This is a genomic window from Pandoraea sp., assembly GCF_004297875.1.
In the GTDB taxonomy this organism is placed as follows: Bacteria; Pseudomonadota; Gammaproteobacteria; order Burkholderiales; family Burkholderiaceae; genus Pandoraea.
This window is the reverse complement of the sequence record NZ_SCSK01000031.1, coordinates 86,770-104,528: the sequence shown is the minus strand read 5'-3', so window position 1 is coordinate 104,528 and position 17,759 is coordinate 86,770. Positions and strand designations below refer to the sequence as shown.

General features: G+C 65.8%; 18 protein-coding genes. 16 read left to right on the top strand and 2 right to left on the bottom strand.

Going from position 1 to position 17,759, the window contains the following annotated elements; genetic code table 11:
* Positions 1 to 281: 281 nt before the first annotated feature.
* Positions 282 to 1,529: a RimK family alpha-L-glutamate ligase gene (locus EPN80_RS09115; RefSeq protein WP_293025988.1), complete on the top strand. Its 1,248-nt coding sequence runs from the start codon at positions 282 to 284 to the stop codon at positions 1,527 to 1,529.
* A gap of 20 nt (positions 1,530 to 1,549) precedes the next feature.
* Complete coding sequence (gene serC / locus EPN80_RS09110) at positions 1,550 to 2,647, top strand: 3-phosphoserine/phosphohydroxythreonine transaminase (RefSeq protein ID WP_293026000.1); 1,098 nt, start codon at positions 1,550 to 1,552, stop codon at positions 2,645 to 2,647.
* Positions 2,648 to 2,687: 40 nt separating this feature from the next.
* On the opposite strand, the gene EPN80_RS09105 is transcribed toward serC, so the two are convergent.
* A complete protein-coding gene (locus tag EPN80_RS09105) occupies positions 2,688 to 3,503 on the bottom strand; it encodes an IclR family transcriptional regulator (RefSeq protein ID WP_293025986.1) in 816 nt (271 codons plus the stop codon).
* Between the two features lie 70 nt (positions 3,504 to 3,573).
* Positions 3,574 to 4,713: an FAD-dependent monooxygenase gene (locus tag EPN80_RS09100; RefSeq protein WP_293025984.1), complete on the bottom strand. Its 1,140-nt coding sequence runs from the start codon at positions 4,711 to 4,713 to the stop codon at positions 3,574 to 3,576.
* 360 nt (positions 4,714 to 5,073) lie between these two features.
* On the opposite strand from EPN80_RS09100, the gene EPN80_RS09095 reads away from it, so the two are divergent.
* The 14 genes from EPN80_RS09095 to EPN80_RS09030 all read left to right on the top strand — a co-directional run bounded on the left by EPN80_RS09095 (position 5,074) and on the right by EPN80_RS09030 (position 17,741).
* Positions 5,074 to 6,147: a porin gene (locus EPN80_RS09095; RefSeq protein WP_293025982.1), complete on the top strand. Its 1,074-nt coding sequence runs from the start codon at positions 5,074 to 5,076 to the stop codon at positions 6,145 to 6,147.
* A 328-nt stretch (positions 6,148 to 6,475) separates the two neighbouring features.
* On the top strand, positions 6,476 to 7,315 hold the full coding sequence (locus EPN80_RS09090) for an ABC transporter ATP-binding protein (RefSeq protein WP_293025980.1): 840 nt from the start codon (positions 6,476 to 6,478) through the stop codon (positions 7,313 to 7,315).
* A 48-nt stretch (positions 7,316 to 7,363) separates the two neighbouring features.
* Positions 7,364 to 8,146 (top strand): ABC transporter permease, encoded by a 783-nt coding sequence (locus EPN80_RS09085; RefSeq protein ID WP_293025978.1) that lies wholly within the window; start codon positions 7,364 to 7,366, stop codon positions 8,144 to 8,146.
* A 17-nt stretch (positions 8,147 to 8,163) separates the two neighbouring features.
* On the top strand, positions 8,164 to 8,934 hold the full coding sequence (locus EPN80_RS09080) for an SDR family oxidoreductase (protein WP_293025976.1): 771 nt from the start codon (positions 8,164 to 8,166) through the stop codon (positions 8,932 to 8,934).
* A 26-nt stretch (positions 8,935 to 8,960) separates the two neighbouring features.
* Entirely contained in the window at positions 8,961 to 9,509 is a 549-nt protein-coding gene (locus tag EPN80_RS09075; protein ID WP_047214818.1) for a cupin domain-containing protein, read from the top strand.
* Between the two features lie 41 nt (positions 9,510 to 9,550).
* Positions 9,551 to 10,465 (top strand): alpha/beta fold hydrolase, encoded by a 915-nt coding sequence (locus tag EPN80_RS09070; protein ID WP_293025998.1) that lies wholly within the window; start codon positions 9,551 to 9,553, stop codon positions 10,463 to 10,465.
* Positions 10,466 to 10,473: 8 nt separating this feature from the next.
* Positions 10,474 to 11,328, top strand: a complete 855-nt coding sequence (locus tag EPN80_RS09065) for an IclR family transcriptional regulator (protein ID WP_293025973.1) — start codon at positions 10,474 to 10,476, stop codon at positions 11,326 to 11,328.
* A complete protein-coding gene (locus tag EPN80_RS09060) occupies positions 11,325 to 12,122 on the top strand; it encodes an SDR family oxidoreductase (protein WP_293025971.1) in 798 nt (265 codons plus the stop codon). The genes EPN80_RS09065 and EPN80_RS09060 overlap by 4 nt, the downstream gene beginning before the upstream one ends.
* Positions 12,115 to 13,767 (top strand): thiamine pyrophosphate-binding protein, encoded by a 1,653-nt coding sequence (locus EPN80_RS09055; protein ID WP_293025969.1) that lies wholly within the window; start codon positions 12,115 to 12,117, stop codon positions 13,765 to 13,767. Before EPN80_RS09060 ends, EPN80_RS09055 begins: the two co-directional genes overlap by 8 nt.
* On the top strand, positions 13,760 to 14,578 hold the full coding sequence (locus EPN80_RS09050; protein WP_293025967.1) for an aspartate dehydrogenase: 819 nt from the start codon (positions 13,760 to 13,762) through the stop codon (positions 14,576 to 14,578). Before EPN80_RS09055 ends, EPN80_RS09050 begins: the two co-directional genes overlap by 8 nt.
* A gap of 24 nt (positions 14,579 to 14,602) precedes the next feature.
* Positions 14,603 to 16,099 carry an aldehyde dehydrogenase gene (locus EPN80_RS09045; protein ID WP_293025965.1) on the top strand — a complete coding sequence of 499 codons (1,497 nt, stop codon included), beginning with the start codon at positions 14,603 to 14,605 and terminating at the stop codon, positions 16,097 to 16,099.
* Positions 16,100 to 16,163: 64 nt separating this feature from the next.
* Complete coding sequence (locus EPN80_RS09040; protein WP_293025963.1) at positions 16,164 to 17,183, top strand: ABC transporter substrate-binding protein; 1,020 nt, start codon at positions 16,164 to 16,166, stop codon at positions 17,181 to 17,183.
* Positions 17,184 to 17,199: 16 nt separating this feature from the next.
* A complete protein-coding gene (locus tag EPN80_RS09035; RefSeq protein ID WP_047214811.1) occupies positions 17,200 to 17,526 on the top strand; it encodes a hypothetical protein in 327 nt (108 codons plus the stop codon).
* Entirely contained in the window at positions 17,523 to 17,741 is a 219-nt protein-coding gene (locus EPN80_RS09030) for a recombinase-like helix-turn-helix domain-containing protein (protein WP_047214810.1), read from the top strand. The genes EPN80_RS09035 and EPN80_RS09030 overlap by 4 nt, the downstream gene beginning before the upstream one ends.
* Positions 17,742 to 17,759: the final 18 nt, after the last annotated feature.

Sequence of the window (17,759 nt, the reverse complement as noted above, 5' to 3'; positions counted from 1 at the left end):
CAGGCGCGACTCTCATCGTGGCGCGGGGAGCGATCCCCACAACGACGCCGGATAGATTTACGCAAGCCAATCACAACGTCAAAAATCAGTGTTGCAAAAATGGGGGTGACCATAGATTTTCATGGGCCGCGCATTTGGCCGAACAAGCGGCAAATCGGACTCCTGTTCATCGGCTTGCCGCGTTGCCCGTTCCCGTATGCTCTGCACATCGGGGCACCGTGCCACCGCGGTGTCGTGCCGCGCGGCGACGGCAGCCTATTAAGCGACCAGGCAGGCCACCCATGAGCATCAACGAGATACCCCCGACACCGAACGCGGCAACTCCATTCACCTACCGGCTGCTGGGGCTGCCGGTGCTGCTTCGTGAAGCCACCGCCGGCGGCGATCTCACCCCGCTGGGCGCTCAACTGCTCGAATACGTGCGCAACCACGACGACCCCGACGCGCTGCTCGACCTGTCGTTGGTGTTGCAGCTCAAATACCAGAAGCCCGCGGCGCTCGCGGTGCAGGCCCAGGCCATACAACTGCGCCGGCATTATCGGCTCAAGCAGGCCAGCGCCGACCCCGCGCCGCTAAAAGTGCTGGCACTCAAGGCGCCGGGTGATCTGATGGCCAATACCCCCTTCGAATGTCTGCTGGAGCAAGCCGATCTGCAGATCGAAGCCTTCTACATCGACGACCAGCCACTGCGGCCGTCCGATCTGCCCGCGCACGACGTGATCCTGGTGGCGGCCTGCGCCTCCGATCAAAACGCCGAGGTACTGGTGCGCATCGCCACGCTCATTGCCGATATCGGGCCCGCCGCGCGCGTCTTGAATCGTCCGGGCTGCATCGGTCGAACCACGCGCGACGCGGCCTACGCGCTGCTGGGCGCGGAGCCCGGCATCTGCATGGCGCACACACTGCGCCTGCGCCGCGAACAGGTGCTCGATGCCGTCGCCGGTGGCTTCGACCTGCCCGCCGCACTGGGGCGGGATTTTCCGTTCATCATTCGTCCGGTCGGTTCTCACGCCGGACAGGGGCTCGTGAAGGTCGCCGATGCGGTGTCCCTGGCGCAATACCTGAATGAGTCCGACGCGGCCGAATATTACGTCGCGCCGTTTATCGACTACAGCGATGCCGACGGGCTATTCCGCAAATATCGCATCGTCATCATCGACGGCAAGCCGTTTGTCTGCCACATGGGGATCTCCTCCGAATGGATGGTGCACTACCCCTATGCGGAAATGATCGCGCACCCCGAGCGTCGCCAGGAGGAGGCCGATCTGATGGCGACCTTCGACACCGACTTCGCAGTGCGCCACCGCGACGCGCTGCAACGCATCGCCGATTTGACCGGGCTCGACTATGTCGGCTTCGACTGCGCGGAAACAAGCGACGGGCGATTGCTGATCTTCGAAATCGCCACCGGCATGGTTGTGCACGATATGGACGATAGCGCCACGTTTCCCTACAAGCTGCCACAAATACAACGCGTATTCGCGGCGTTCGAGGCCATGTTGCGGCGAGCCGCCGGGCGGCCCGCATGAGCGCGCGCGATGTCATCCCGATGAAAGCCAACGCACTCAATTTTTCCGGCGGACCCGGCGCCTTGCCTGCCGGCGTTCTGGAACAGACCCGTGAAGCCATCGTGGCGGTGCCGGAGACCGGCATCTCGGTGCTCGGCATGAGCCACCGCTCGGACTGGTTTCGCGCGATTCTCGACGAAGCCGAACAGAATCTGCGGGCGCTGATGAATATTTCGGATGACTATGCAGTCACCTTTCTGCAAGGTGGCAGCAGTCTGCAGTTCGCGATGATCCCGATGAATTTCGCCGCGCATCCGAGCATGCCGCCGGCCTATGTCGTCTCGGGCTACTGGAGCGGCAAAGCCGCGGCCGAAGCAGTCAAGGTCGTGCCCGGGCGCAGCGTTGCCTGGGACGGGCGCGACACCGGCTATCGGCAATTGCCGGAGCTCGATGAACTCGAAACAAGCCCAGGCGCGGCCTACTTGCATTACGTGTCGAACGAAACCGTCGAGGGCGTGCAGTTTCCCGATCGAGACGCGGCGCTGGCCGCACCGGTGATTGCCGACATGTCCTCCGATTTTCTCTCGAAGCCATGCCGTACCGATCTGTTCTCGATGATCTACGCGCATGCGCAGAAGAATCTCGGTCCGGCCGGCGTGACCGTCGCGCTAATTCGGCGCGCGCTGCTCGAGCGCGTTCCGGACGGTTTGCCGGCGATTCTCGATTACCGCACCCATGTCTCACACGGCTCGAACTACAACACGCCCCCGGTATTCGCGATTTATGTGCTGACCTTGATTACCCGCTGGCTGCGCTTCGAGATCGGCGGCCTGCAGGCGATGCAGCGCATCAACGCGAGAAAGGCGCAGCGCCTGTACGACACGCTCGATCGCCTCGGCGATGCGGTGCGCGTTCATGCGCGGCCACGCTGGCGCTCGCAGATGAACGTAGCGTTCAGCTTCGGCGATGCGCGCCTCGACAACGCATTCGTCGAGGCGGCGCGCGAGCGCGATATCGTCGGTCTCGAGGGGCACCGTTCGATCGGCGGGTTGCGCGCGTCGCTCTACAACGCGGTCACCGAGCCGGCAGTCGACACGCTGTGCGATGCGCTGTCCGAATTTTGCCGGCAGCGGGCCTGAGCCGCCACGCGAGCCGTTGCCTATCGCCCGGCAGCAATACCTAGCCGGCCCGCGCCGCGCTGCGCAGCAGGTCCGGTGCATAGCCAACCAGTTTCGACAGGTCGGCCGCGCCTTGCCTGACCGCCTGCTCGATCGATTCGCGCAGCGCGGCACTACCGCGCACCCGATCGGTCGGGCCGGCCACGCTGAGCGCGGCGATGGCCTGGCCGGCAGTGTCGAACACTGGCACCGCACACGAATCGATGCTCGACTCGAATCCGGAAAAACTCCACGCACAGCCACGAGCCCGATCGGCCGCAAGCATCTCGTCGAGTTGCGCGTAACTGCTCACGCTTTGTTCGGTTGCGGTCGGCAAGGGCTCGTCGCCGAGCAATGCGCGAACCTCGTCGGCAGACCGATACGCCAGCATGACGCGCCCTGGCGTGGTCAAATGTGCCGCGACGCGACTGCCGACGCGGATGTTGCTGACCAGTGGCGTCTGTGGCGTATGCGCGAGCAGGTATAGCACCTGGCCGCCGTCCAGCACGGTCAGATAACTCGACAGTTCGGTTTGCCGGGTGACCCGCGCCAGCACGCGCCGCGCCGCGCTCAGCATGTCATGCTCGCCCAGCGCGGTAGACGCCAGCGTCAGGAAGCCCAGCCCAAGGCGGTGCCCGCCTTGCGGCAATGCCTCGATAATGCCTTCGTGCTCCAGCGTTGCCAGCAGCCGCATGACGGTCACCCGGTTGATGTCCAGGCGCCGGCCGACGTCGCTCAAGTTGGCGCTCGACCCGCCTTCGGCCAAATACCGCAGCAGCTTGAAAGTCCGGATGACTGGCGAGACCAGTTGCTCCTGTTTGACGTCGCTGTCTTCCATACGTTTATCCGACGAAAAGTTGATTCCGGGCGAGGGCGGGGCGTGCTCGGCATTGCCCCGCGTCGCAGGCTCAGGCGAGCGGCACCTGCCAGGCGTCGTATGCATACACCCAGTCGGCGTTGCCGCCCGCCTTGAGCCAGTTATTGCCGCGCGAGCCGATCTGCACGCGTGCGGTGCGCTCGCGGCGCGATTGCTCGTAGCGCTGCAATGCCTGGCTGACCGATGCCTGCGTCGACAGATCGACCCCGCTCAAATGCCGCGACAGTACCACAGCATCCTCGATCGCCATACCCGCGCCCTGCGCCATGAACGGCATCATCGGATGACATGCATCGCCGAGCAGCGTCACGCGGCCCGTCGACCACACCGGCAGCGGGTCGCGCACATACAGGGCTGACTTCAGCACGCTGTCGCAGGCCTCGAGCAGCGCGCGCGCCTCGGGATGAAAATCGACATACGCCGCGCGCAACTCGTCGACGCTGCCCGGCGTGGTCCACGACTCGTGACGCCAGCTGTCTTGCGGCGTCGTCGCAAAAATGAAGATATCGCGCCCCCGGTTCAACGGGAATGTCACGATCTGGCTCTCGGGTGCCGGTCCCCACCACTTGGTGAACGCGTCCAGGTTCGGCACGCCCGCCAGCCGCTGTGCGGGCACCACCGCACGATACGCGACCACCCCGGTGAAGTCCGGATGCTCCGGGCCGAACATCGCCGTGCGCACCGCCGAGTGAATGCCGTCGGCGCCGATCAGCACATCCACCTCGTGCGTGGTGCCGTCGGCAAACGCCAGCCCCACGCTGTCGCGGCCTTGCTCGACGGTGCTCACCTTGTTACCCAGATGCACCACGCCCGCGGGCAACGCGTTCTCCAGCGCCTGCATCAGGTCGGCGCGGTGCATCGTCAATTGCGGCGCGCCATAGCTTTCTTCGGCCGCGCGCGCCATCTCGAGCTTCGACGTGACTTCGCCGCTGTCCCACATGCGGCTGATGCGATAGGTCGGCTGCGCGGCCGTCTCGCGCAGCGCCTCGCCCACGCCCAGGCCATCCAGTGCGCGCACCGCGTTCGGCGTCAGGTTGATGTCGGCGCCTACGCGCGCGAATTGCGCGGCCTGCTCGAACACGGCCACCTCGAAGCCGAGCCGCCGCAATGCAATCGCCGCCGCCAGTCCGCCGATGCCAGCGCCGGTGATGCCAATCAATGGAGATGCCATGTGCCGTCCCTCTTGGAAAAATGATTCAAGCTGTTGGTTATTTGAACGATATGTTCAAATATGAACATATCGTTCAAATATTATCACTTTGGCTTGAGCAAATAACAAGACCCGGCTCAGACGGCCCGATTGGCATCAGGGCACGTCGCGCCACGCGTGGCACAAATTGATCACGCGCGCGAATTAACACAGACCGGGTTGACAGGCAATTCGTGCATGTCCCGCTCGCAAATTTGGGCCAGACGCCTAAGCTTTCATTGCGTTCCATATATAGCATATGGTTTCAAATATGGAACACGCGACACTCAGCCCCATGGCGGGGCTCATGATCTTTTCAAACGATACGACGGGAGAACGCGGATGAAACACGTGGTTACGGGGCTCACGCTTGCCTTGGCATGCGCCGGAGCGGCTTATGCCCAAAGCAATGTGACGTTGTACGGCAGCATGGACGCCGGTGTGGCCTACGTCAGCAACCAGGGCGGCAACAGCAAATGGATCGCGGAGCAGGGCGGCACGCAACCCGATCGCTGGGGCCTGCGGGGCGCCGAAGATCTCGGCGGCGGCCTCAAGGCGATCTTCCAGTTGGAAAATGGGTTTTCCACGCTCAACGGCATGACGCTGAGCAGCGGCTCCATGTTCAACCGCATGTCGATCGTCGGCCTGTCCTCGGACCGGCTCGGCACGCTCACGCTCGGCCACATGACGCCGTTCAACATGGACTGGCTGGGGCCGTTCAGCACGGCTTACCTGGGCGAGAACTGGTATATGTTCCACCCCGGCAACATCGACGAGTTGGCCAACACCACGGTGGTCCAGATGAACAACGCAGTGCGCTACGTGTCGCCTAGCTATAACGGCCTGAGCGTCGGCGCGATGTTCGCCTTCGGCAATACCACCAACTTCGCCACCGGGCGCAACTACAGCGTCGGGCTGCACTACGCGAATGGTCCGCTGAAAGCCGCGGCCGTGTACTCCAACGAAAACAACCGTACGCCGAACGTCGCCGGCCTCGGCGTGAGTACCTTCCAGGGCGTACCGGCGGCCAGGTATGCGGCCGACCACGTCGAGAACATGGGCGCGGGGGCTTCGTATGTCGTCGGGCCCTGGTTGCTGCACGCGCTCTACACGCGCGTCAAGCTCCAGTCGCTGGGCCAGTCCGACACCTACCAGTCGTATGACGCCGGGGCCGACTACGCTACCAATCCGGCCAATCGGGTCACGCTGGGCGCGGCGACCACCAGTCTCGCCGGAATGCATTGGACGCAATTCCAGGTCGGCGACGTATACGCCTTTTCCAAGCTCACGCAAATCTACGTCAGTGGCGTCTACCAGCACGCCACGGGCGGCGCGGTGGCGTCGATCAACACCGCCGGCGCGTCGTCCAACGGCAATCAGCTGGTGGTCATGACCGGCGTTCACCACTCGTTCTGAGCGGTGCGCCGGCTGCGTCCGCACGCTTTGCCCCGCGTCGTCTCCAGGCACGGGGCAAGGTCGTGCGGACGCTGAGTTTCATTGAGAAATCAATCTTTCGCGAGAAGTCGGTAAAAGCCCGGATTAGGGTTTTTACCGACGAAAAAAGCAAAGTCGGCCGTGTTTCTTCGTCCTATAATTGATTCATTGGTAAATTGATGTTCCAAATATGGAACGAAAAGCAAACGGAGCGCAACGCTATTTCCGCGCTCTGACCGGCGAATGCCGAATATTCCAGGGCTGATGGTGGAGTCTCATGTTCAGGTCAATCAAATTGCAAGAGTCAAGCGTGGGCAACAGTGAACTGTCGGTGCAGCGCGCTCAGAGTGGCGCGGCCGAGCCGCTTGCCTTCGCGATCGAATACCGAGGCGTGACGCGGCGCTTTCGCAACCGCCACGGCAAGGGCGAGATGACCGCCGTCACCAACGTGTCGCTGGGCATCAAGGCCGGTGAATTCGTCTCGCTGATCGGTCCCAGCGGCTGCGGCAAGAGCACGCTGCTCAATATGGGCGCGGGTCTGTACGCGCCCAGCGAAGGACAGGTCATGGTCGGCGGCAAGCCGGTGCGCGGCCCGAATCCGCATGTCGCCTTCATGCTGCAAAAAGATCTGCTGATGCCGTGGCGCACGATCCAGGCCAACATCGAACTGGGCATGCAGATTCGCGGCAAGTCCCGCGCCGAGCGCCAAAGCGTGGCGCGCAGCCTGCTCGAGCGCTGCCACCTCAAGGGGTTCGAGGCGCACTACCCGCATCAACTCTCCGGCGGCATGCGCCAGCGCGCGGCGCTGGCCCGCACGCTGGCCATCGAGCCCGACGTGCTGCTGATGGACGAGCCGTTCTCCGCGCTCGATGCGCAAACCAAGATGGTGCTGCAGCAAGACCTCGCGCAAATGCTTGCATCCGAAGGCAAGACCGCGCTGATGATCACCCACGACCTGACCGAAGCGATCGCGCTGTCGGACCGGGTGTTCGTGATGAGCGATCGGCCCGGCACCATCATCGAGGAAATTGCCGTAGACCTGCCCGAGCGCGACAGCCCGCTGCAGCGGCGCAAGCTCGCCCGCATGAACGATTACGTCGCGCATCTGATGGACCTGCTGCACGTCGGCCGCGAGGACCACCTCGGCTAAGTGCCGGCATCGGCTGCGACATTTCAAGACATTCCCGGAAACGCTCACATGAAAGCCCTGACCAAATCCCAACTCACCGCAGGCAGCATTTTGCTGCTGATCGCCTTCGCCGCGCTCTGGCAGTGGGGGCCGCAAATGCTGGGTGTACCGGCCTACGTGCTGCCTCGCCTGTCGGCCACGGTGAGCGAGGCAATCGACATGTTCCAGACCCAGAACCTGTGGATGAACATTGGCGTGACCGCGCTCGAAGTGGTGGCCGGCTTCGTCGTCGGGTCGCTGCTGGGCGTGGTGATCGGCGTCACGCTGGGCCTGTCGCCGTCGACCGAAGCGATGCTCTCGCCCTACATCCTGGCGCTGCAGATCGCGCCCAAGGTCGCGTTCGCGCCCCTGTTCGTGATGTGGATGGGCTACACCGTCTATCCGAAGATCCTGGTGGCCGTGCTGATCGTCTTCTTCCCGGTCATGATCAACGTGCTCAGTGCGGTGCGCTCGGTCGATCCCGACATGGTGAATCTGGTGCGCGCGCTCAGCGGACGTCGCTGGCAGGTGTTCCGCTTCGTCGAATTTCCGTCGGCCATGCAGGCGCTTTTCTCGGGCTTGCGCATTGCCTCCACGCTGGCCGTGATCGGTGTCACGGTGGGTGAGCTGGTCGGCGGCGATCGCGGCCTGGGCTATCTGCTGACCTACGGCGAAGGCCAGGGCAACACCGCGATGGTGTTTGTCTCGATCGCCGGCCTCACGCTCATCGGCATCGTTGCCTATGCCGCGGTGGTGCTGCTCGAACGCCGCGTGCTGCACTACGTGCCGCGCGCCGCGATGAACATGGTTTGAGACGCACGGAGCGCATCATGAGCCAACCCATTGCCGCATCGTCGCTGCACGGCCGCAAAGTCCTGATCACCGGCGCCGCGCGCGGCCTGGGCGAGAGCTTCGCGCGCGCCGCGGCAGCCGCCGGCGCGCACGTCACGATCGCCGACATTCTCGTCGAGCCGGGCCAGGCGCTGGCCCAGGCACTGCGTGCGCAAGGCGCAAGCGCGGAGTTCGTGCCGCTCGATCTGGCCGACCCGGCGTCGGTCGAGCGCGCCGCGCAAACCGCCGCCGAACGGATGGGCGGCATCGATGCGCTGATCAACAACGGCGCGATCACCAACTCCGGCGGCAAGCTGGCCACCGAATTGTCGCTCGATGCCTGGAACGCCGTGATGGATGTCAACGTGCGCGGCACCTGGCTGATGACCGTGGCGGCCTTGCCGAACCTGCGCCAGTCGTCCTGCGCCAGCGTCGTCAATATCGCCTCCGATACCGCCCTGTGGGGCGCGCCGCGCCTGCTCGCCTACGTCGCCAGCAAGGGAGCGGTGATCGCCATGACCCGCTCGCTGGCACGCGAGCTCGGCGAGCATGGCATCACCGTCAACGCCATCGCGCCCGGACTGGTCGAGGTCGAGGCCACCGCCTACGTGCCGGCGGCGCGCCATCAGCAATATCTGCAGGGACGTGCCCTGCAACGCGCGCAGGTGCCCGACGACGTGACCGGGCCAGTGATGTTTCTGCTCTCGGATGCGGCCCGCTTCGTCACGGGCCAGGTGCTGCCGGTCAACGGCGGCTTTGTCATGAACTGATCGCTTACCCGTTAAAGGAGTGCACTATGGCTGAAGCCGATTTCCCCACCCCGTCCACCGATCCCGCGGCCGCCAGCTGGGCGCCGGCGCCGGGCACCAGCTTCGAGCAATGGCTGGAGTCGCGCGTGGCGCGCCTCGAAACCCGCCGCTACGACTGGGACGCCCTGAAGTTCCAGGCCGACTTCGATCCCAAGTACCGGCGCGCCCAAATGCGCTATGTCGGCACTGGCGGCACGGGCGTGGCCAAGGACGTGAACACCGTGCCGGCCGGGCATTTCACCTTTTCGACCATGGTGATTCCGGCGGGCAACATCGGGCCGATGCACATCCATAACGATGTCGAGGAAATCTTCTTCGTGCTGCGCGGCAAGGTCAAAGTGATTTGCGAGAAAGACGGCCAGACCTGGGAAACCGTGCTCAAGGACCGCGACCTGATTTCAGTGCCGCCGGGTGTCTACCGCAGCGAAGTCAACATCGGCGACGAAGATGTGCTGATGTGCGTGATGCTGGGTTCGGCCAAGCCGGTCACGCCCACCTATCCGCCCGACTCGCCGCTGGCCAAGATCAAGCGCTAAGGCCAGGACCCGCCATGCATTCGAACGCCAACGACGCGCCCATGTCGCCGCCCCCGAGCGCCACGTCCGCCACGCCGGAGCTGCTGGCGAGCGCGCAGGCGGCCCTGCTCGAGCGGCTGGCCGGGTTCCCGGCGCGCCGCGTGAGCACGCGCGCCGGCCAGATCGGCTATCGCGAAGCCGGCGCGTCGACGGCGGGCACGCCGTTGGTGCTGCTGCACGGCATCGGGTCGGGCGCGCCGTCGTGGCTGGCCCAGCTCGAAGCGCTCGGCGCCACGCATCGCGTGCTGGCTTGGGACGCTCCCGGTTATGGCGAGTCGGCGCCGCTGGCCGCGCGCGAACCGGTCGCGGCCGACTATGCCGATGCGCTGGCGGCGTGGCTCGATGCGCTGGCGATCGAACGTGTGCTGCTGGTTGGACACTCGCTCGGCGCGGTGATGGCCGGTGCCTTCGCGCGCGTGGCGCCGCAGCGCGTAAGCGGTTTGCTGCTGTGTTCGCCCGCGGCCGGCTACGGCGCCGCCTCGGCCGAGCAACGCGCGGCCAAGCGCGACGCGCGCCTGGCTCTGCTCGAATCGCTCGGTCCGGCCGGCCTGGCGGCCCAGCGCAGCGCCAATCTGCTGGCGCCGCACGCCGAGCCCGGCGCACGCGCCTGGGTCCAATGGAACATGGCGCGCATCGTCCCCGACGGTTACCGGCAAGCCACGCATCTGCTCGCGCAAGCCGATCTGGCTGCCGATCTGGTGGACTACGCCGGACCGGTCGAGGTCGTCGTGGGCGCTGCCGATGCGATAACCCCGCCCGCCGCTTGCGAGCCGATCGCGGCGGCCGCGCGCGTGCCGCTGCAACGCATCGAGGGCGCGGGCCATGCCTGCTATATCGAAACACCGTCGTCGCTGAATGCATTGATCGAAGCGCTCAGCCGGCGGGCCAACGCAAGCGCCAGCGCTTCAAAGTCATGAACAGCCCAATGGACAATCAAGACAAGGCAGACGCCGCCGAGTCCCGTTACTCGGTGCCGGGGCTCGAGCGCGGACTGAAGATTCTCACCGAGTTCACCCCGCGCGAGCCGGTGCTGGGCGCGCCGGAGCTCTCGCGTCGTCTCGGCATTCCCCGCACGACCGTCTTCCGCCTGCTGCAGACGCTCGAGTCGATGGGCTTTCTCGAACGTGCCGGCGGCGACAAGAATTTCCGTCTGGGCGTGGCGGTGCTGCGCCTGGGCTTCGAATACCTGAGCTCGCTCGAGCTGACCGACCACGGCATTCCGGTGCTGGAGAAGCTGCGTGACGCGACCGGCTTCACCAGCCACATCGTGATCCGCGACGGACGCGACATCGTGTTTGTCGCCAAGGCGCAAAGCGTGGCGCCGGTGTTCAGCTCGATCAAGGTCAATGTCGGCACGCGGCTGCCGGCGCACGCCACCGTGCATGGTCACGTGCTGATGGGCGACCTGACACTCGACGAACTCACGCGGCTGTACCCGGAGGGACGCCTGGAGAAATTCACCGCGCAAACCCCGGCCACCGTGCACGACCTGTACGAGCGGGTGCGCGAGGATGCCGCACGCGGCTACGCGGTGAGTTCGTCGTCGTTCGAGCGCGGCATCTCGGTGGTCAGCGCACCGGTGCGCAGCGATCTCGGGCGCATTGTCGCGGCCGTGACGGTCACCATCCCGCGCGCCGAAATCGATCAACCGCTGCTCGACAGCGATTTGGTGGGGCAGGTCAGGCAAGCGGCCGCCGATCTGTCGCGTCGCCTGAACTACCGGCCGGCGCCAGCGGCTCAGGCACCGTCGCCGGCACGTGAATCAATGGAAATCAAATGATGAAGATAGACCTCAGCGGGCGGGTGGCCGTAGTCACGGGGGGCTCCTCCGGGATCGGGCTGGCCAGCGCCGAGATGTTTCTTGCGGCCGGCGCCTCGGTAGCCGTCTGCGGGCGCGACCCCGAGCGTCTGGCCACGGCCGAAGCGAGGTTGCGCGAGCGGCATCCGGATGCGCAGCTGCTTGCCGCGCGTTGCGACGTGCTCGCCGCCGATGACGTCGCGGCATTCGCCGGGCAGGTGCGGGAACGCTTCGGCCGGGTCGACATGCTGATCAACAACGCAGGTCAGGGCCGCGTCTCCAAATTCGCCGACACCACCGACGACGCATGGCGCGAAGAGCTCGAGCTCAAGTACTTCAGCATCATCCGGCCCACGCGCGCGTTCTTGCCGATGCTGCGCGCGGCCGCCCCGGCGACCATCGTCTGCGTCAATTCGCTGCTGGCGCTGCAGCCGGAGCCGCATATGGTGGCGACCTCCTCGGCGCGCGCCGGCGTGCAGAACCTGGTGCGTTCGATGGCCACCGAATTCGCGCCCGACGGGATTCGCGTCAACGCGATCCTGATCGGTCTGGTCGAGTCCGGCCAGTGGCGCCGGCGCTTTGCCGCGCAGGCCGCGCCAGGGCAAAGCTGGGAGGACTGGACGCAGGAGCTCGCGCACAAGAAAGGGATTCAGCTGGGTCGGCTCGGCCGCCCCGAAGAAGCCGCGTCGGCCATATTTTTTCTGGCAACCGCCTTGTCCTCGTACACGACGGGCAGCCATCTCGATGTTTCTGGAGGCTTAGCAAGACATGTCTAAACAAACCACCGTGGGCGAACTGATCGCGGCGTTTCTCGAGCAGTGCGGTGTGAAAACCGCGTTCGGCGTGATCTCGATCCACAACATGCCGATCCTCGACGCGATTGCCCGGCGCAATTGCATCCGCTATGTCGGTGCGCGTGGCGAAGCCGGCGCCGTCAACATGGCCGATGGCCTGGCGCGCGTCTCCGGCGGCCTCGGCGTGGCCTTTACCAGTACCGGCACGGCTGCGGGCAATGCCGCCGGCGCGATGGTCGAGGCCCTCACGGCTGGCACGCCGCTGCTGCATATCACCGGGCAAATCGAAACCGAATATCTCGACCGCGACCTGGCCTACATCCATGAAGCCCCGGACCAATTGACCATGCTCACCGCCGTGTCGAAGGCGGCATACCGCGTGCGTTCGGCCGACACCGTGCTGGCGACCCTGCGCGAGGCAGTGCGGGTTGCGCAAAGCGCGCCCAGCGGCCCGGTCAGCGTGGAGATCCCGATCGACATTCAGGCCGCCGCGATCGACTGGCCGGTGGACATTGCCGCGCCGCACGTCGGCATTGGCAGCCACGATGACGCGCGGGTCGCGCGCCTGGCCGATGCGCTGGCCGGCGCACGCCGTCCGCTGCTGTGGCTGGGCGGCGGTGCGCGCGGCGCCGGTGCCGCGGTACACCGCTTGCTCGACATGGGTTTTGGCGTGGTGACCAGCGTCCAGGGGCGCGGCATCGTGCCGGAAGACCATCGCGCCACGCTCGGCGCCTTCAACGTGCATCCGGCCGCCGAGGCCTTCTACAAGACCTGCGACGCGCTGCTGGTGGTGGGCTCGCGCCTGCGCGGCAACGAGACGCTCAAATACAAGCTCAAGTTGCCGAGCCCGCTGTACCGCATCGACGCCGATGCGCTGGCCGACAATCGCGGCTACCCGAACGAGCTGTTCGTCCATGGCGACGCCAGCGCGGTGCTCAATGCGCTGGCCGACAAGCTGGCCGGGCGCATCGCGATCGATCCGGCCTTCCTGCCCGACCTGGCCGCCACCCGCGAGCGTGCAGTCCAGCAGGTCGCCGAAGGGCTCGGGCCGTATCGTCATCTGGTCGAGGCGCTGCAGCGGGCGGTCGGGCGCGACTATAACTGGGTGCGCGACGTCACGATTTCCAACAGCACCTGGGGCAACCGCCTGCTCAAGATTTTCTCGCCGCGCGCCGGCGTTCACGCCTTGGGCGGCGGCATCGGCCAGGGCCTGCAGATGGGCATCGGCGCGGCGCTGGCCGGGGCCGCGCAAAAGACCGTCTGCCTGGTGGGCGACGGTGGCTTGATGGTCAATGTCGGTGAGCTGGCCACGGCGGTGCAGGAGCGCGCCAACCTGCTGGTGATTCTGATGAACGACAAATGCTACGGCGTGATCCGCAATATCCAGGACGCCCAATATGGCGGACGCCGCTGTTACGTCGATCTGCACCAACCGGAGTTTGCGGCATTCTGCGCGAGCCTGGGCATGCGCCACGAAAAGATCGATGCGATCGACCAGGCCGAAGCCGCCATCGCGCGCGGGCTGGCGCATGACGGCCCGGTGCTGCTCGAAGTCGACATGCTCTCGGTGGGCCAGTTCGCCGCGCAATTCGCCGGCCCGCCGGTACGGGAGCCGGCCCATGCGTGACGCCGCCGCTCACCCGGTCGATGTCGCGCTGATCGGCTTTGGCGCCATCGGCTCGATGGTCTATCACGAGTTCGAACACGATCAGACGCTGCATGTGGGGCACGTCATCGTGCCCGAGCGCGATGCCGAGCGGGTGCGCCACAGCGTGCAGCCCGGCGTCGAGGTGATCACCTCCACCGCGCAACTCGGCGGGCGGCCCGACTACGTGCTCGAATGCGCTGGCCACAGCGCGTTGGCCGGCCACGTGGTGCCGCTGCTCAAGGCCGGCGTCGATTGCGCGGTGGCCTCGATCGGCGCGCTGTCGGATGTCGCGTTGCTCGATGCGCTGGAACAGGCCGCGCGCGAAGGCGGCGCCACGGTTACGCTGCTGTCCGGCGCAATCGGCGGCATCGATGCGCTGGCCGCGGCCCGCCAGGGTGGACTCGACGAGGTCGTCTATACGGGCCGCAAGCCGCCGCTGGGCTGGCAGGGCACGCCTGCGGAGTCGGTGGTCGATCTCGCCTCGCTGCGCGATGCCACGGTGATTTTCGAAGGCAGCGCGCGCGACGCCGCGCGCCTGTACCCGAAGAACGCCAATGTGGCTGCCACGGTGGCGCTGGCCGGACTCGGGCTCGATCGCACCCGCGTGCGGCTGATCGCCGATCCGGCGGTCACCCGCAATGTGCACCACATCCATGCGCGCGGCGCGTTCGGCGACATGTCGCTGGAAATGGCGGGCAAGCCGTTGCCCGACAACCCCAAGACCTCAGCATTGACCGCGTTCAGCGCGATTCGCGCGCTGCGCAATCGCGTCGCGCGCTGCGTGATCTGAAAGTCGAAACGTCAGGCCTACATCATGAGTGCAAACGATTTGTTGAATAACTTCTCCAGCGACATTCTGGTCGGTGGCCAGTGGCGTGCCGGGCGCGGCGCGCGCTACGCCAGCCTGTATCCGGCCGACGAAAGCGTCAACGCCGAAATCGCCGCGGCCGACGCGAGCGACGCGGCCGAGGCGGTGGAGGCGGCCGATGCCGCGTGGCGCCGTGCCGACTGGTCGGGGCTCAAGCCGCATCAGCGCGCCGCGGTGCTGCACCGCATCGCCGACCTGATTCAGGCGCGCGCGGAGCCGCTCGCGCATTTGCAACGGCGCGACAACGGCAAGCCGATCAGCGAGACGCGCGCGCTGGTGGCCAGCGCGGCCGGCACGTTCCGCTATTTCGCGGCGTGTCTGGAGACGCTCGAAGAAAATCTCACGCCGCAGCGCGGCGACTACCTGAGCATGAGCGTGCACGAGCCGCTGGGGGTAGTCGCGGCGATCACGCCGTGGAATTCGCCGATCGCCTCCGACGCGCAAAAGCTGGCGCCCGCGCTGGCCGCCGGCAACGCGGTGGTGCTCAAGCCGGCTGAAGTCACGCCGCTGGTGTCGCTCGAACTCGGCCGCATTTGCCTGGAGGCCGGCGTGCCGCCGGGCGTGCTCAGCGTGCTGCCGGGCAAGGGTTCGATCATCGGCGACGCACTGGTGCGCCACCCCAAGGTCAAGAAGGTCGCATTCACCGGCGGCACCGAAGTCGGGCGCGGCATCGCGCGCCTGGCGGCCGACAAGCTCATGCCGGTGTCGCTCGAATTGGGCGGCAAGTCGCCCACCATGGTATTCGCCGACGCCGATCTCGATCATGCGGTGGCCGGCGTGCTGTACGGCATTTTCAGCTCGTCGGGCGAGTCGTGCATCGCCGGTTCGCGCCTGTTCGTTCATGCCTCGGTGCACGATGCGTTCGTCGAACGGCTGGTCGCCGGCGCGCGCGCGCTGCGCGTGGGCGACCCGCTGCGCGAGGATACCCAGATGGGGCCGCTGGTCACCGGGGCTCACCGCGCCTCGATCGAGCGCTACGTCGAGCTCGGCCTGGCCGAGGGCGGGCGCCTGCTGTGCGGCGGGGCGCGGCCGGCCGGCGAGGGGCGCGACAAGGGTTATTTCTATTTGCCGACGATTCTCGCGGGCCTGAACAACGAAGCGCGCATGTGCCGCGAGGAGATTTTCGGTCCGGTGCTGGCCGTGATGGCGTTCGACGACGAAGCCGATCTGCTGCGCCAGGCCAACGACAGCGTCTACGGCCTGGCCGCCGGCATCTGGACGCGCGACTACAAGCGCGCCTGGCGCGTGGCCCGTGCGCTCGAGACCGGTACCGTCTGGATCAATACGTACAAGCAGTTTTCGATTTCCACCCCTTTCGGCGGCTGGAAGGAAAGCGGGGTGGGGCGCGAAAAAGGCCGTCTGGGCCTGCTCGAATACACCCAGCAGAAAAGCCTGTATTGGGGCCTGAACGAGGCGCCGCTGCCTTGGGCCGCGGGCGCATGAATGCTGTTACCCACGGCGACGGGGGAGTCGCCAGGCAATTTCTCTTACCTTGAGCGAGGAGTCCATGTCTTCAAAATTCTCTGAATCCGTCCGGCATTTTTCCGCGCGCATGTCGCGCCGCCTGGCGATGGCCGGCGTGCTGGGCGCGGCCGCGCTGGCCGCCGCCGGCACCGCGCGCGCGCAAACGCAGCAGATCACGTTTTTGCTGCCGGCACCGGCCAATATGATCGCCTTCGCGCCGCTGATGCTGGCCGACAAGCAGGGCTATTATGCAAAAGAAGGCCTGTCGGTGCGCTTCATTACCGTGCAGGGCGGCGCCGAAGTCGGCAAGCAACTGGCCGCCGGCAATGGCGACCTGGGCGATGGCCTGGGGGATACCCCGATCATCCTGCGCCAGAACGGCATTCCGATCAAAGGCGTGGCGTTGTTGGGCGGCCGCACGCTGCACCAATTGGTCACCCGCGCCGATGCCAATATCAAGACGCCGGCCGATCTCAAGGGCAAGACGATTACCGTGCTCGCTTATCAGGACACCTCGTTCTACGCGACGCTCGCCGTGCTGGCCAGCGCCGGCCTGAGCCGCAATGACGTGCACATCCAGGCGGCCGGCCCGGCGGGCGTGTGGCAGCAGGTTGCCGCCGGCAAGGCGCAGGCATTGGTGGGCGTGCCCGAGTGGGGCTTCGACGTGCAAAATGCCGGGACCAAGGTCGTCATGACTTCGACCGACAAGTATTTCCCGGGCATGGCCCAGGCGATCCTGGCCTCCGACAAGACCATCGCCGAGCGCCCGGCGATGGTTGGCAAATTCGTGCATGCGACGCTGACGGCGTTGGCCGAGATCATGAAGGACCCGGCTGCCGCGGCAAAAGCCTATGTGGCCGCGGTGCCGTCCTACAAGGGGCACGAGGCCGAAGTGCAGAAGGTGTTGACCTACTACGCCACCGACGTCTATCCGGGTCAGGCGACGCTCGGCGCGTTCGATCCGGCGCGCGTCGAGAAGCTGCAGGACTTTTACGTCAAGGAAAAAGTCGTGAGCAAAAAGACCGATGTGAAAGACTTGTTTACCAATCAGTTCGTCAAATAAGCACGGAGCCCGCGCCATGGCAAGCGACCCCTCGACGATGCTGCTGACGGTTTTCCTGAAGCACGATCAGTCGAACAATCTCGACGCGTTTCAGTCGCGCCTGAAGGCCGCCGACTGGTGGGAGCGGTTTCCGCCCGAAGGCGCGCGCGTGGTGTCGTGGACCGTGGCGATGGGGTTTGGCCAGATCGTCACGCTGGAATTGCCGCCGGCCCTGCTGCCGGTGGTCAACCTCGAGCTGGAGCGCTCGGCCTGGGGCGTGTTTCGCACGGAATGTTATCCCACCTATGATTTTGTCCCGGTGCGCGAACGGATTCGCGAGCGGGTTCGCAATGGAGGTCAATGATGGAACGTTATCTCGAGCCGCATCAGGCGCGGCTGCGTCCGCCGACGCAATATGAAAGCCTGCTGGGCGATTCGATCGAGCGGGCATTTGCCCAGGGCATCGTCGAATTGCCTGGTCTGATCGCTTATCTGAATCAGGCCGGTCCCGGACCGCAGGTCGGCACCGCATGGACCGAGCAGAATTTTTGCCAGGAAATGGCCCGTCTGGGTCAATAGGCCGCCGCGGAGAGTTTC

Coding starts and splice junctions, on each gene's coding strand:
- EPN80_RS09070 (WP_293025998.1), top strand. CDS start 9,551: ATGTCGCCGCCCCCGAGCGCCACGTCCGCCACGCCGGAGCTGCTGGCG.
- EPN80_RS09065 (WP_293025973.1), top strand. CDS start 10,474: ATGGACAATCAAGACAAGGCAGACGCCGCCGAGTCCCGTTACTCGGTG.
- EPN80_RS09045 (WP_293025965.1), top strand. CDS start 14,603: ATGAGTGCAAACGATTTGTTGAATAACTTCTCCAGCGACATTCTGGTC.
- EPN80_RS09080 (WP_293025976.1), top strand. CDS start 8,164: ATGAGCCAACCCATTGCCGCATCGTCGCTGCACGGCCGCAAAGTCCTG.
- EPN80_RS09050 (WP_293025967.1), top strand. CDS start 13,760: ATGCGTGACGCCGCCGCTCACCCGGTCGATGTCGCGCTGATCGGCTTT.
- EPN80_RS09075 (WP_047214818.1), top strand. CDS start 8,961: ATGGCTGAAGCCGATTTCCCCACCCCGTCCACCGATCCCGCGGCCGCC.
- EPN80_RS09095 (WP_293025982.1), top strand. CDS start 5,074: ATGAAACACGTGGTTACGGGGCTCACGCTTGCCTTGGCATGCGCCGGA.
- EPN80_RS09115 (WP_293025988.1), top strand. CDS start 282: ATGAGCATCAACGAGATACCCCCGACACCGAACGCGGCAACTCCATTC.
- EPN80_RS09055 (WP_293025969.1), top strand. CDS start 12,115: ATGTCTAAACAAACCACCGTGGGCGAACTGATCGCGGCGTTTCTCGAG.
- EPN80_RS09100 (WP_293025984.1), bottom strand. CDS start 4,713: ATGGCATCTCCATTGATTGGCATCACCGGCGCTGGCATCGGCGGACTG.
- EPN80_RS09105 (WP_293025986.1), bottom strand. CDS start 3,503: ATGGAAGACAGCGACGTCAAACAGGAGCAACTGGTCTCGCCAGTCATC.
- EPN80_RS09040 (WP_293025963.1), top strand. CDS start 16,164: ATGTCTTCAAAATTCTCTGAATCCGTCCGGCATTTTTCCGCGCGCATG.
- serC (WP_293026000.1), top strand. CDS start 1,550: ATGAAAGCCAACGCACTCAATTTTTCCGGCGGACCCGGCGCCTTGCCT.
- EPN80_RS09060 (WP_293025971.1), top strand. CDS start 11,325: ATGATGAAGATAGACCTCAGCGGGCGGGTGGCCGTAGTCACGGGGGGC.
- EPN80_RS09030 (WP_047214810.1), top strand. CDS start 17,523: ATGATGGAACGTTATCTCGAGCCGCATCAGGCGCGGCTGCGTCCGCCG.
- EPN80_RS09085 (WP_293025978.1), top strand. CDS start 7,364: ATGAAAGCCCTGACCAAATCCCAACTCACCGCAGGCAGCATTTTGCTG.
- EPN80_RS09035 (WP_047214811.1), top strand. CDS start 17,200: ATGGCAAGCGACCCCTCGACGATGCTGCTGACGGTTTTCCTGAAGCAC.